13 protein-coding genes are annotated in these 13,677 nt (G+C 57.0%); 7 read left to right on the top strand and 6 right to left on the bottom strand.

The features are described from left to right. Nucleotides 1-75: 75 nt before the first annotated feature. Nucleotides 76-282 carry a DUF1737 domain-containing protein gene (locus tag J1W56_RS14295; protein ID WP_105734156.1) on the bottom strand — a complete coding sequence of 69 codons (207 nt, stop codon included), beginning with the start codon at nucleotides 280-282 and terminating at the stop codon, nucleotides 76-78. Further along, nucleotides 279-1,163, bottom strand: a complete 885-nt coding sequence (locus tag J1W56_RS14290) for an HpcH/HpaI aldolase/citrate lyase family protein (RefSeq protein WP_223613933.1) — start codon at nucleotides 1,161-1,163, stop codon at nucleotides 279-281. Before J1W56_RS14290 ends, J1W56_RS14295 begins: the two co-directional genes overlap by 4 nt. A gap of 151 nt (nucleotides 1,164-1,314) precedes the next feature. Here J1W56_RS14290 and leuD point away from each other — a divergent pair, with 151 nt between their 5' ends. Beyond that, nucleotides 1,315-1,920: a 3-isopropylmalate dehydratase small subunit gene (gene leuD, locus J1W56_RS14285; protein WP_105734158.1), complete on the top strand. Its 606-nt coding sequence runs from the start codon at nucleotides 1,315-1,317 to the stop codon at nucleotides 1,918-1,920. Nucleotides 1,921-1,995: 75 nt separating this feature from the next. Here leuD and J1W56_RS14280 read toward each other — a convergent pair whose 3' ends face one another. After that, nucleotides 1,996-3,030: an aspartate-semialdehyde dehydrogenase gene (locus J1W56_RS14280; RefSeq protein ID WP_223613932.1), complete on the bottom strand. Its 1,035-nt coding sequence runs from the start codon at nucleotides 3,028-3,030 to the stop codon at nucleotides 1,996-1,998. A gap of 562 nt (nucleotides 3,031-3,592) precedes the next feature. Between J1W56_RS14280 and J1W56_RS14275 the strand changes: the two genes are divergently transcribed. Beyond that, a complete protein-coding gene (locus tag J1W56_RS14275; RefSeq protein ID WP_223613931.1) occupies nucleotides 3,593-5,476 on the top strand; it encodes an MFS transporter in 1,884 nt (627 codons plus the stop codon). A 68-nt stretch (nucleotides 5,477-5,544) separates the two neighbouring features. Here the strand turns inward: J1W56_RS14275 and leuB are convergent, their stop codons facing one another. Then, a complete protein-coding gene (gene leuB, locus J1W56_RS14270; protein ID WP_223613930.1) occupies nucleotides 5,545-6,657 on the bottom strand; it encodes a 3-isopropylmalate dehydrogenase in 1,113 nt (370 codons plus the stop codon). A 215-nt stretch (nucleotides 6,658-6,872) separates the two neighbouring features. On the opposite strand from leuB, the gene J1W56_RS14265 reads away from it, so the two are divergent. The 3 genes from J1W56_RS14265 to J1W56_RS14255 all read left to right on the top strand — a co-directional run bounded on the left by J1W56_RS14265 (nucleotide 6,873) and on the right by J1W56_RS14255 (nucleotide 9,490). Beyond that, on the top strand, nucleotides 6,873-7,265 hold the full coding sequence (locus J1W56_RS14265) for a hypothetical protein (protein ID WP_223613929.1): 393 nt from the start codon (nucleotides 6,873-6,875) through the stop codon (nucleotides 7,263-7,265). 117 nt (nucleotides 7,266-7,382) lie between these two features. Continuing rightward, nucleotides 7,383-8,057 carry a response regulator gene (locus J1W56_RS14260; RefSeq protein ID WP_223613928.1) on the top strand — a complete coding sequence of 225 codons (675 nt, stop codon included), beginning with the start codon at nucleotides 7,383-7,385 and terminating at the stop codon, nucleotides 8,055-8,057. Then, on the top strand, nucleotides 8,054-9,490 hold the full coding sequence (locus tag J1W56_RS14255; RefSeq protein WP_223613927.1) for a sensor histidine kinase: 1,437 nt from the start codon (nucleotides 8,054-8,056) through the stop codon (nucleotides 9,488-9,490). Before J1W56_RS14260 ends, J1W56_RS14255 begins: the two co-directional genes overlap by 4 nt. A 16-nt stretch (nucleotides 9,491-9,506) precedes the next feature. Here the strand turns inward: J1W56_RS14255 and J1W56_RS14250 are convergent, their stop codons facing one another. Then, on the bottom strand, nucleotides 9,507-9,977 hold the full coding sequence (locus tag J1W56_RS14250) for a MarR family winged helix-turn-helix transcriptional regulator (protein ID WP_374042660.1): 471 nt from the start codon (nucleotides 9,975-9,977) through the stop codon (nucleotides 9,507-9,509). Between the two features lie 161 nt (nucleotides 9,978-10,138). Between J1W56_RS14250 and J1W56_RS14245 the strand changes: the two genes are divergently transcribed. Continuing rightward, a complete protein-coding gene (locus tag J1W56_RS14245) occupies nucleotides 10,139-10,561 on the top strand; it encodes an organic hydroperoxide resistance protein (RefSeq protein WP_223613926.1) in 423 nt (140 codons plus the stop codon). Nucleotides 10,562-10,585: 24 nt separating this feature from the next. Continuing rightward, a complete protein-coding gene (locus J1W56_RS14240) occupies nucleotides 10,586-11,566 on the top strand; it encodes an alpha/beta fold hydrolase (protein ID WP_404928136.1) in 981 nt (326 codons plus the stop codon). Nucleotides 11,567-11,620: 54 nt separating this feature from the next. Here the strand turns inward: J1W56_RS14240 and J1W56_RS14235 are convergent, their stop codons facing one another. Then, nucleotides 11,621-13,672: a M3 family metallopeptidase gene (locus J1W56_RS14235; RefSeq protein WP_223613925.1), complete on the bottom strand. Its 2,052-nt coding sequence runs from the start codon at nucleotides 13,670-13,672 to the stop codon at nucleotides 11,621-11,623. Between the last annotated feature and the right edge of the window lie 5 nt (nucleotides 13,673-13,677).

Below are 13,677 nucleotides of genomic sequence, written 5' to 3'. Positions count from 1 at the left end.
GACGCCATGGCGCGTACGTCAGAGCAGCAATATCAAGCGCTCAAACGGCATCCTGTGTGGAACGCCCGCTACCGGTCAGTAGTCGCCGAGCTTGATACCCGGCTCATAATCGACGCCATCGACATCCTTTACAACAGCTTGGCCGCACTGCATCACCCCGGTAACGGTGTTGAATGCATAGGTGGGGGAACCATAGATATGCCAGCCCTTGTTGATGGCCGCCGTCACCTTGTGGCAGAAGCTGGCATCATCCGGTCCGGTCAAAAAGCGATAAAGTTTCATGCTTTGTCTCCTGTCATTTGCGCTTTGGCCATCATCTTCTCCGCATTGGCAAGATGCAGGCGTTCTATCATTTTTCCGTTCAGGGCAATTGCGCCCTTGTCAGCATTTTCTGGAAGGGAAAATGCCTCGATGATCGATCGTGCAGCGGCAAGGGCTGCCTTATCCGGTGAAAAGGCGTGATTTGCAGCACCGATCTGTGCGGGATGAATGAGCGTTTTGCCGTCAAAACCCATCCTTGAGCCCTGGTCGCATTCAAGCGTGAAACCCGCTGCATCGGCAAAGTCATTATAGACGCCATCGATCACGTCCAGCTTTCCGGCTTTGGCACAAAGCACGATCTGCATCAGCCACGGGACGAGATAGGCGCGATTGCCATCCGTGCTCACACCGGTTTCCTTGGCGATATCGTTTGTCCCGACGACAAAGCAATCCAGACGCCCGGTGGATCGCAGACCCAGCTCGGCGATCTCGTCCGCATTGAGGATACCACGCGGTGTCTCGATCATCGCCCACAGCCGAATGTTTTCGGATGCATCGGTTTCCTCGAGTATTTCAGTCACGCCAGTCACGTCCTGCGGTGTTTCCACCTTGGGGAGGAGGATGGCGTCAGGCTTGCAGGCGCGCGCGGCGAGAAGATCCTCGGCGCCCCATTCGCTTGCAAGTGCATTGATGCGGATGATCCGTTCGGCCTTGCTTGCCGGATTGGCGCGAAAATAATTGCGCAATGCTTCGCGGGCATCGTCCTTGGCCTGCGGAGCGACGGCGTCCTCCAAATCAAAAATGACCGCATCTGCGTCAAGGCTCGCAATCTTGGCAAGAGCCTTGGCGTTCGAGGCGGGAACATAGAGAACCGAGCGGCGAGGGCGAAATGTTTTGCGCATGGCACTTTTTTGCATTGATCGACGGGCCAAGACAAGCGCAATCATGCGGCGTGGCCTGCCCCAATCTGCCACAGGGGGAAAGTCTTTGATTCGCCGTCAAGCTGGTGTAAAGCGAAGATACTCATGTTACCGAACACTACAGGCAGAGATCATGGACAAGTTTACCAAGCTCACCGGCGTTGCCGCACCGTTGCCGATCATCAATATCGACACGGATATGATCATTCCGAAGGACTACCTGAAGACGATCAAGCGCACCGGTCTTGGTACAGGGCTCTTTGCCGAAATGCGTTACAATGAAGACGGTTCGGAAAATCCGGATTTCGTCCTCAACAAGCCGGCCTATCGCAAGGCTCAGATTCTGGTGGCCGGTGATAATTTCGGATGCGGCTCCAGCCGGGAGCATGCGCCGTGGGCATTGCTCGATTTCGGTATCCGTTGCGTCATCTCGACCAGCTTCGCCGATATTTTCTACAACAACTGCTTCAAGAACGGCATTCTGCCTATCCGCGTCAGCCATGAGGACCTGGACAAGTTGATGGATGATGCGCAGCGCGGCGCCAATGCAACGCTGACGATCGATCTGGAAGAGAAGACGATCAAGGGCCCGGATGGCGGCCAGATCAGTTTCGATCTTGATGAATTCCGCCGCTACTGCATGTTGAACGGTCTTGATGACATTGGCCTGACCATGGAAAAGGCGGCCAAGATCGACAGCTTCGAGGCGGCCAACGCCCAAAGGCATCCCTGGGCCTGAGTTCGGGCGGCAATTGCTTCAACGAAAAAGGGCGCAGAAACTGCGCCCATTTCTATTTTAGCGGCATGCCAGATTTCAGGCTGCGAGCTGCTTCGGCTGAATCAGCCCGCGCGCGACGAGAAGCTCGGCGATCTGGATGGTGTTGAGGGCCGCACCCTTGCGCAGATTGTCCGAAACTATCCAAAGCGACAGGCCATTCTCGACAGTGATGTCTTCGCGGATACGCGAAATATACGTTGCGTCTTCGCCCGCTGCTTCATAGGGGGTGATGTAGCCGCCATCCTCGTGCCGGTCGATAACCAGGCAGCCCGGTGCATCCGATAGGATCTCGCGGGCTTCTTCAGCGCTCATCGGGCTTTCGAATTCGATATTCACGGCTTCGGAATGGCCAATGAAGACGGGAACGCGGACACACGTCGCCGTGAGCTTGATCTTGGGATCGAGCATCTTCTTGGTCTCGGCGACCATCTTCCACTCTTCCTTGGTGTAGCCGTCTTCCATGAAGACGTCGATGTGCGGGATGACGTTGAACGCGATGCGCTTGGTGAACTTCTTGGCTTCCACCGGATCGGCAACGAACACCGCCCGTGACTGCTGGAACAGCTCATCCATGCCATCCTTGCCGGCGCCGGAAACCGACTGATAGGTGGCGATCACAAGACGCTTGATCCTGGCCTTGTCATGCAGCGGCTTCAACGCCACCACAAGCTGTGCCGTGGAGCAGTTCGGGTTGGCAATGATGTTCTTCTTGGAGAAACCGACAATCGCGTCCGGATTTACTTCCGGCACGATCAGCGGAACGTTGGAATCGTAGCGCCAGGCGGAGGAATTGTCGATGACGACACAGCCCTGCGCCCCGATCTTCGGCGACCACTCCTTGGATATATTGCCGCCAGCCGACATCAGGCAGATATCGGTATCGGAAAAATCATAGGTATCGAGGGCTTTGACCTTCAGCGTGCGGTCGCCAAAGGAGACTTCGGTGCCCTGGGACCGGCGTGAGGCGAGCGCCACGACTTCACTGACCGGAAAGCCGCGCTCTTCCAGTATTGTCAACATTTCGCGGCCCACATTGCCTGTGGCGCCTACAACCGCAACCTTGAAACTCATCTGTGTTATCTCCTGTCCCTCACCGCTCTTTGCGAAAAACCCGCTGGCCATTGCGGGTCTTTTCCCCCGGGCCGGACCCGGGAGGGGGCGAGCAGGCCAAGGGAAATCAGACCGTTTTGGTGGTCGTTTTGGCCGGCATTTTGGTGGAAAGAACAGACGCGCCTGCGCATCCGGCACGAATGCCGGAACCGCTTGTCAAAAAGTGTGCAGTTGATTCGCTGCTCACGGGGCGTCTCCTTAACCTGACATGCTTGTATCCGCTTTCCAAAAAGAGTCAATTGTCCATTCAAAAGAGAAGAATATGTCGCGTTACGCACAATTTTGAACTTTTGCCGTAAAATGCGGTCTTTGCTTTCGCGAATATTTGTTCAACACTTGAGCGGTGCATGGGGTGCATGACCTTTGGGGGGAGAGTTCCGGAGGACATTCACCGGCGTAAGGTCAGTCGAAGTCCCGCAGGACTTTGCCGTTGATTCATACGCAGTGACAAATCCGAGGGACGTGAGCGGTTGCTGAGCCGATCGAGTCCCGGCGTAAATGCTGTTTTCTGGGAGGAATGCAAATGGCGACCACTTCTGTGGCTGGTACTGCCAGCCGGGGTATGACGAGAGAGGAGAAGAAAGTTATCTTCGCTTCCTCACTCGGAACTGTTTTCGAATGGTATGATTTCTACTTGTACGGCTCATTGGCTGCCTTCATTGGTGCAGCGTTTTTCAGTGAATACCCTGAAGCGACGCGCAACATATTTGCGCTTCTGGCGTTTGCCGCGGGCTTTCTCGTCCGCCCCTTCGGCGCCCTGGTCTTCGGACGGATCGGCGATCTCGTCGGCCGCAAATATACCTTCCTGGTGACCATTCTGATCATGGGTCTGTCGACGTTTCTGGTCGGTATTCTTCCAGGATCAGGCAGCTGGGGCATTGCCGCACCGATCATCCTGATTGCGCTGCGCATGTTGCAGGGACTGGCTCTCGGCGGCGAATATGGCGGTGCTGCAACCTATGTGGCGGAACACGCGCCGAACAATCGTCGCGGTTATTACACGTCATGGATCCAGACGACCGCAACGCTCGGTCTGTTTCTGTCTCTGGTGGTTATCCTCATCGTCCAGAATTGGCTTGGCAAGGACGCATTTGCTGCCTGGGGCTGGCGCGTGCCTTTCATTCTCTCATTTGTTCTTCTGGGAATATCGGTGTGGATTCGGCTCTCGTTAAGTGAATCACCGGCTTTCAAGAAGATGAAAGAAGAAGGCAAGGGCTCCAAGGCACCGCTGTCAGAAGCTTTCGGTCAGTGGAAAAATGCCCGGATTGCGCTGCTCGCCTTGTTCGGTCTTACCGCCGGTCAGGCTGTTGTCTGGTATTCAGGCCAGTTCTATGCCCTGTTCTTCCTGCAGAATGTGCTGAAGGTGGATGGGCAGTCCGTCAATATCATGATTGCAATCGCGCTCCTGCTTGGCACGGGATTTTTTGTCTTCTTTGGCTGGCTCTCCGACAAGATCGGCCGCAAGCCGATCATCATGGCAGGTCTTGCCCTGGCAATCCTGACCTACTTCCCGCTGTTCAAGGCACTCACGCACGCTGCAAATCCGGCATTGGCCCAGGCGGAGGCAACAGTCCGCGCTACGGTGACCGCGGCACCGGGCGACTGTACCTTCCAGTTCAACCCGGTTGGTACAGCCAAGTTCAACAATTCATGTGACATTGCGACAGCGTTCCTGTCCCGCAGTTCGGTGCCCTATGAAGTGGTTGCCGGTCCCGCCGGTCAGCCAGCCACTGTCAAAATAGGCGACACGGTCATTCCATCCTATGATGCCGTGGCCGCTGGTCCCGATGCTGCTGCCAAAAACGCCGTGCTCTCCCATGACCTGAACCTGGCGTTGCAGAAGGCCGGTTTCCCGCTAGTGCGGGCGCCTGCCAAGGTTGCCGATGTCAAACTTGACGGCTTCATCAAGGCCAATTCCGAATTGAACCTTGACGCTGCCGCGGTTCGTGCCGGCGAAAAGGCGGTCACCCCGGTCGCTGATCTCGTCAAAGCAAAGCTGATCACCACGGAGCAGGCAGCCGGCGCCACGGAGATGGCGGTTTATACCATTCCCAATGGCGGTCTCTTCACCATGGTCGCTGACCCCAAGGCCGTTAACTGGCCGATGACCATCGCCATCCTGTTCGTTCTGGTGCTCTATGTGACGATGGTTTATGGCCCGATTGCCGCGATTCTGGTCGAGATGTTCCCGACCCGCATCCGGTATACCGGCATGTCGTTGCCTTATCACATTGGCAATGGCTGGTTCGGTGGCCTGCTTCCGGCAACGGTCTTTGCGATGAGCGCCGCCAAGGGCGATATCTATTATGGCCTTTGGTACCCGATCGTCATTGCAGCCATGACGCTGGTGATCGGCCTGATCTTCGTTCGTGAAACCAAAAACGAGGATCTGCACGACATCAAGTAGTCGACGGCTCAATAAAAAGCCCGGCGCGATTCCTCGCGCCGGGCTTTTCTTTGTCCGTATCAGTGTGATCAGGCAGCGAGCGCCTTGAATTTGGCAAGGATCGCATCACCCATCTGGGTGGTACCAACCTTGGTGCTGCCTTCCGACATGATGTCGGCGGTGCGGATGCCGTCGCCAAGCACACCGGCAATCGCAGCTTCCAGCCGGTCCGCTTCTTCCACCATGTTGAATGAGTAGCGCAGGCACATGGCAAAGGAGGCGATCATTGCAATCGGATTGGCGGCGCCGGTTCCGGCGATATCGGGGGCCGACCCATGCACGGGTTCGTAGAGCGCCTTGCGGCTGCCTGTTTTGCCATCTGGCGCACCGAGTGAGGCTGAGGGCAGCATGCCGAGAGAACCGGTCAGCATGGCGGCAATATCGGAAAGCATGTCACCGAAGAGATTGTCCGTGACAATCACGTCGAACTGCTTGGGCCAGCGCACGAGCTGCATGCCGCCGGCATCGGCCAGCATGTGCTCGAGCTGAACATCGGAATAACGGGCTTTATGGGTCGCTGTAACGACCTCGTTCCACAGCACACCCGATTTCATGACGTTGCGCTTTTCCATCGATGTAACCTTGTTCCGGCGCGTGCGGGCCAATTCAAAGGCGACGCCCGAAATACGCTCGATCTCATAGGTATCGTAGACCTGGGTATCGATGCCGCGCTTCTGGCCGTTGCCGAGGTCAATGATTTCCTTCGGTTCACCGAAATAGACACCGCCGGTCAATTCCCGCACGATCAGGATATCGAGACCCTCAACCACATCTTTTTTGAGGGACGAGGAATCGGCCAGCGCGGGATAGCAAATGGCAGGGCGCAGATTTGCAAACAGTTCCATGTCCTTGCGCAGACGCAGAAGACCGGCTTCCGGGCGAACGTCATAGGGAACGCTGTCCCACTTCGGTCCGCCAACGGCACCGAAGAGAACCGCGTCGGCGGCCATGGCCTTGGCCATGTCGGCATCTGAGATCGCCTTGCCATGGGCATCGTAAGCAGAACCGCCGACAAGGCCTTCTTCAAGTTCAAAGCCACTTTTCAGTTCAGCATTCATATAGGCGATGATCTTGCGAACTTCGGCCATTGCCTCAGGTCCGATGCCGTCGCCGGGAAGAAGAAGGAGCTTTTTCGATGCCATTTCGGGGAAACCTCTAGGAGTGTTTGAAAGGGATGGCGGTTCCTTAGCGCAAGTTCAGCAAAGATGGAAAGCTTTCTGCGAAATTTTCCGATAGCCGATACGCCCTGCAATGAATTGTGAAGCAGCGGTCAGTCCCCCGCAACCCTCCGGTAATGTCGGTGCAATCTTCGCAGCCTAGTTGCCGCTCATGAATATTTTTGATGGGAATCTTCCACATGTCGACACGCAATGCTCGTAATTGCAAGCGGGCAATCGGAGCCGGTTTCGTACTGGCTGCAGCGGTTCTGGCCGGGTGTGCGTCCGATATCATGAAGAATTATATCGGGCAGCCGCTGGAATCCGTGGTTATCGACTACGGGCCGCCGACCGAAGTCCTCGATCTGGGGCCAGGCGAACGCGCGTACCAGTGGCGCAAGATATCGACCAATGCCGTATCCGGCACATCCACTGGTGAAGTTCGCGATACAAGGCATGGCAGGCGATATATCGAAACGGAAACGCCAAGCTATGTCGAACTGAAGGAGTGCTTCTATACGTTCTATGCGCGGTCGTCGGGCGGCCGCTGGTACATCACCAACTTCCGTAAACCAAAACTGGAGTGTGAGTAAGCATCCTCGCCGGCGGCCGTGCCGAGTGAGTGACACTGCTTTTGCTTGCGAGGCATGGTAGAGATTTGACCGCCACAATCGGTATTGCTGCCGACTTTCTACGAACGGAGAATTCAAATGCGCATCTTGCTGCTTGAGGACGAGCCGGAAATGGCTTCGGTCCTGAAGGCCGCGCTGGAGCGTCGCGATGTGGTCGTCGATCATGTATCGACATTGGCCGACGCCGAGGCCATGGCAAAATTTGGCCCTTATGATGCTGTCGTGCTGGACCGGCGATTGCCTGATGGCGAAGGCCTCAGTCTGATCCCAAGACTGCGGGCGCTGCATGTCGATGCCCCGGTCATCGTGCTGACCGCCATGAGCAGCCTGAGTGATCGTGTTGCCGGGCTCGATGCGGGGGCCGACGATTACATGGTAAAGCCCTTCGCGACGGAAGAGCTGATGGCCCGGTTGCGGGCATTGCATCGGCGTCCGTTCACGCTGCGCGCGGAACAAACGGTTATCGGGCGCCTTACCTATGATTTTCGCCACCGGGAGGCGCTGATAGAAGATCAGCCGCTGGAGTTGCCGCGGCGCGAGCGATTGGTGCTTGAGACGCTGATCCGCCGCCCCGGCCGGACAGTTCTGCGCGCGACACTTGAGGAATCCGTCTATGCCATGGACGATGAAATCGGATCCAACGCGCTTGACGCGCATGTATCGCGGCTGAGACGCAAGCTGGAGGATGTGTCGGCAGGTGTCGAGATACGGGCTATACGCAATCTCGGCTATCTGTTACGGGCAATTGTATGAAGAAAATCCGCCCGCGCTCATTGCAATGGGTTCTGGTACGCAGGCTCATTTTGCTGCAGGCGGCGACATTGCTCATCTTTATCGGCCTGTTCACATTGGTGTTGTGGGTGGCCAATCCGCGGCTGCTCATCGACAATGAGGCGGCGGTTGCCATTCTGAAGAGCGCAATCGACAGGGATGCCGATGGCAAACTGATCGTCCATGAGACGGAAGAGCTAAAAACCTTTCTGCAGGAATTTCCGAAACTTTGGTACATAGCACGCGACACGAATGGTCAGGCTGTCCAACGTGGTGACGTTCCCGTCGGTTATGGCAATGATACCAGTGATCTCCTGAAAGCCGTGGATCATGCGACGCTCGGTTTTCGAGAGGGCGATCTGCGACCCGAGGCGGTGGTTTCGAAGATTGATACCAAGGCGGGACCGATACAGGTCATTACGTCAACCCGTGCATCGCGGGATGAGAACGAAGGGCTGGAAGTCAATATCGACATGCAGGTCGATATGGCGCGCAATCCGGATGGAACCACAGCCTGGATCAGGGTTATTCCTGTTCTGATCATCGTCATCGTCGCACTGCTTCTGCCCATCATCATTGTCATGGGCGTAACAACGCTGGTGACAACGCCGGCGGTGGTGCGCCGCTCTCTGGCCGGTCTGGTTGCCATCGCCAGCCAGGCCGGACGTATCGACATCAACAACCGCGCCATGCAACTGCCGATCGAACAGGTGCCGTCGGAAATCACACCGCTGGTCCAAGCCTTCAACCACGCGCTTGCACGCCTTGGCCAAGGATATGATCAGCACAATCGCTTCCTGACGGACGCAGCGCATGAGTTGCGAACTCCTATCGCGATTCTGCGTACACGCGCCGAGCTTCTGACAGAGGATCCGCAAAGCGCCCGTTTGCTGCAGGACATTGAGCGTCTCTCTCATCTGGCGCAGCAATTGCTCGACCGGCAATTGCTCGACCAGCCGGTGGGGCCGGGTGAAGTTGTCGATCTGGTCGAACTGACGGGGCAGATCGTGGCGGACTTCGCGCCATTGGCGATTGCCGCCGGTTACGATCTTTCATTCGAACCGGCACCCAAAAGCGTCCGCGCACAGGTCAATGCCCTGCAAATCGAACAAGCCGTGGCCAACCTTATCCGCAATGCCATCGAACATTGCGACGGGACGGGAACAATCACCGTGCTGGTGGACAAAGCGGGTGGCATTGAGGTTCGCGATGAAGGACCGGGTATTCCCGAGGAAGAGCATGAACACGTGTTCGAGCCGTTTTATCGCTTGCGGCCGCGTTCCAGCGGTGCCGGTCTTGGTCTTAACCTGACGCGGCAGATTGCGCGGCTGCACGGCGGTCGCGTTGACATATTGACCGGGCCATGGCGCGGCGCCCGAATCCGCCTGCAATTGCCCCTTTACAAGTCGGCCTGAGACAATAGCCGGGCGGCTACTTCACCTCTTCAATGCTTTCAATCAGATTGTCCCGCATGACGATCAGTTCCGATCGCAGGGACTTTGCTTCGTCCATGGTGCAGCCGAAAGCCTTGCCCATGGCGACAGGTACTGCCTCAGCGCGTGCGCGCATTGCACGCCCGTCTGCGGTCAAGCCAATCAAGACCTGTCTTTCGTCCACCGTGTCACGGCGGCGTGTGATCAGACCAGCCGTTTCCAGGCGCTTAAGCAACGGCGTGAGCGTGCCCGAGTCCAGGCTGAGCTTCTCGCCGATTGCCTTGACGGTCTGGTTTTCCTCTTCCCAGAGGACAACCATGACAAGATATTGCGGATAAGTCAGGCCCAGCGCCGCGAGGCGGGGCTGATAGGCCCGCGTCACCGCATTGGCCGTGGAATAGATGGCAAAGCACAGGAAGTTCTCCAGGCTAAGGAGGGATTCCTGATCGTTTAAACCTGTCTTCTCCATCGTCATCACTCCATTTGTATTCCCGCTTACAATACACAAAGCAATTAAATTGCGCATCATTTAATTTTTCATAACTTATGCATAATTTCATATTGCGTACAATTTAATTGTGTGCAACTTAATATGCATCGAACAACCCAACTCAACCAAAGGAGCCTACGATGAGCATTCTCTACACAACCAAAGCGACAGCAACGGGCGGACGTGACGGCACTGCATCGAGTGAAGATGGCCGCCTGAAGGTGACGCTATCGACACCGAAGGAACTGGGCGGTAACGGCGCCGAAGGCACCAATCCGGAGCAGCTCTTTGCTGCGGGCTATTCCGCCTGCTTTATCGGCGCAATGAAGTTTGTTGCCGCGCAGAAGAAGATCAAGCTCGCCGATGACACATCGGTCACGGCAACCGTGGGTATCGGCCCGCGCGACGATGGCAAGGGCTTTGGCCTTGATGTGGCTCTGGCCGTATCGCTGCCGGGGATCGAGGCAGCCACCGCCCGTGAGATCGTTGATGGTGCCCACATCGTTTGTCCCTATTCCGAAGCGACCCGAAGCAATCTGAAGGTCCGTATCTCGCTCAATTAAGACGCCGCAGGCGTTGGCAGAGGAATGAAGACCATGAGCAAGACCGGACTGACATCACGCCGTTCCTTCCTGACAGCGACGGCGGCTCTTGTCGCGGCTGTCAGCCTCAAGGTCGGCGACGCAGACGCAGCAGACAAGATCAGCAAAACCAAATCCAAGGAAGCCGCGAAAGGGCACAAGACCATGAGCACGTTTATCACCAAGGATGGAACCGAGATTTATTTCAAGGACTGGGGTATGGGACAGCCCGTCGTATTCAGTCATGGCTGGCCGCTCAATGCCGATGCCTGGGAAGACCAGATGGTCTTCCTCGCCTCCAATGGCTACCGCGCCATTGCCCATGACCGGCGCGGCCACGGCCGTTCCAGTCAGCCTTGGAACGGCAATGACATGGACACTTATGCGGATGATCTGGCTGAACTCTTCGAGAAGCTTGATCTGAAAGACGCCATCATGGTCGGTCATTCCACGGGCGGTGGTGAGGTCGCCCGCTATATCGGCCGCCACGGCACCAAGCGTGTTGCCAAGGCCGTACTGGTTGGGGCCGTTCCGCCGTTGATGCTGAAGACCGCCACCAATCCCGGCGGCCTGCCAATGGAAGTGTTCGATGGCATTCGCGCCGGTGTGACTGCGGACCGCTCGCAGTTCTTCAAGGATCTGACAGCGCCGTTTTACGGAGCCAATCGTCCCGGCGCCAAGGTCTCGCAGGGTGTACGCGATGCCTTCTGGGCTCAGGGTATGCAGGGTGGTTTGAAGAACGAGCTCGATTGCATCAAGGCATTTTCGGAGACTGATTTCACCGAAGATCTGAAGAAGTTCGACGTGCCGACCCTGTTCGTCCACGGCGACGATGATCAGATTGTGCCGATTGATGACTCGGCCAAAATCGCCACGACACTGGTCAAGGGCTCGAAGCTTACGATTTATCCGGGCGCTCCGCATGGTCTGGCAACCACCCACAAGGATCAGCTTAACAAGGACCTGTTGGCTTTCGCCAAGGCATGATCCGCTGACATGAAAAACCCGCCGTGTTTTCAGCGCGGCGGGTTTTTACTTGGGTCAGGCAAGACCGCGCTTCTCGATCATCGCATCGGGTGTTGGCATCTTGCCGCGGAAAGCCTTGTAGAGCTCTTCCGGGTCGCGGCTACCGCCAGCCGAATAGATATATTGCTTGAGCTTCTTGGCGAGGTCGGTATTGAACACGTCGCCGGTTTCCTCGAATGCCTTGAACGCATCGGCATCCAGCACTTCCGACCACATGTAGGAATAATACCCGGCGGAATAGCCGTCGCCGGAGAAGACGTGCGTAAAGTGCGGCGTGCGATGACGCATGATGATCGCGTCGGGCATGGACAGACTTTTCAGCGTGTCAGCCTCGAACTGGATCGGGTCGGTTGGCGGTGTGCCGTCCGCATGGAAAGCCATGTCGACCAGCGCTGACGAGGTGAATTCTACCGTGTTGAACCCGGCATTGAAGGTGTTGGCCGCCAGTACCTTGTCGAGGAGCGCCTTGGGCATCGCCTCGCCAGTGCGGTAGTGGACCGCATATTTTTCCAGAACTGCGGGTACCGTCAGCCAATGTTCGTAGAGCTGCGAAGGCAGTTCGACAAAGTCGCGCGAAACCGATGTGCCCGACACGGCCGGCCACGTCACGTCGGACAATAGGCCGTGCAAAGCATGGCCGAACTCGTGGAAGAGGGTGCGTGCACCATCCAACGAAAGAAGCGCGGGCTCACCCTTCGGCGGTTTGGCGAAATTCATGACGTTGTAGATGATCGGCGTCTGGCCGCCGTCGAGCTTGTGCTGCGATTGCAATGCGCTCATCCAGGCGCCTGAACGCTTGGATTGGCGGTTGAAATAATCGCCCAGAAAAACACCGCGGCTGCTGCCATCCGGATTCTGGACCTCCCACACCCGCACATCGGGATGCCAGGTCGCAATGCCGGTCTTCTCTTCAAAGCGGATGCCAAAGAGCCGGGTTGCCACGTCGAAACAAGCTTCGATGATCTTTTCCAGCTGCAGGTATGGTTTCAGTTCCGCCTCGTCGAATGCAAAGCGCTCATTGCGCAGTTTCTCTGCGTAGAACCGCCAATCCCATGGAGCAACCTTGTGGTTGCGCCCCTCGGCGGCGATCAGGCGTTCCAGATCAATCTCTTCTTCGGCAGCGCGGTTGCGCGCCTTGTCCCACACCGGTTCGAGCAGGTCCATAACGGCCTTCGGTGTCTTGGCCATGGTGTCGTCAAGTTTGTAGGCGGCAAAACTGTGATAACCGAGCAGCTTGGCCTTTTCTGCACGCAGCGCCACCATCTCGGCAACAATTGCACGGTTGTCGCTTGCTCCGCCGTTCTCGCCGCGCGCGGCCCAGGCACGAAACGCCTTTTCCCGCAGGCCGCGGTCTTCAGAGAAGGACAGGAAAGGTTCAATGATCGAACGCGAAAGGGTAACCGCCCAGGCGTCCGGCCGATCCCGTTCCTCGGCAGCACCGCGCATGGCAGCACGCACGAAGTCCGGCAGGCCTTTCATCTGCGCTTCATCGGTGATGAAAAGCGCCCAGTCGGCTTCATCCTTCAGGACATTCTGACCAAACTGTGCGCCAAATCCCGCAAGCTTCTCATTGATGTCTGCAAGACGTGCTTTGCCTTGCTCATCCAGCCGCGCGCCGCTGCGTACGAAGCCCTTCCATGTCTTCTCAAGAACGCGATCCGTTTCGGCGTCAAGGCCGAGGAAATCGCGTTGTTCGTAGAGCGAGTCAATACGGGCAAACAGCTGCGGGTTCATCATGATGGACGAATAGTGACGGGACATCTTGGGCGCGATGACGCGCTCCAACGCCTGTATGGTGTCGTTGGTATTGGCCCCGGCCCGCATCCAGAAAATGGAAGAGACGCGGTTGAGACCTTCGCCGGATAGCTCCAAGGCCTTCAGCGTATTGTCGATGGTCGGTGCCTCGTGATGGTTGATGATCGCGTCAACATCGGCAAGATCGGCCGCAAGTGCCGCATCGAAGGCCGGGGCAAAATCGTCGTCGGTGAAGGCAGTGAAGTCGGGAAGTCCGAGCGGTCCGGTCCAGTCCGTCAGTGCAGGATTGATGGCTGGTTTCTGTGAGGACATGGGAA

The sequence above is a fragment of the Phyllobacterium calauticae genome (genome assembly GCF_019991125.1).
GTDB classification, from domain to species: domain Bacteria; phylum Pseudomonadota; class Alphaproteobacteria; order Rhizobiales; family Rhizobiaceae; genus Phyllobacterium; species Phyllobacterium calauticae.
The sequence above is the reverse complement of the archived record's forward strand: the minus strand, read 5'-3'. Positions and strand labels throughout refer to the sequence as shown.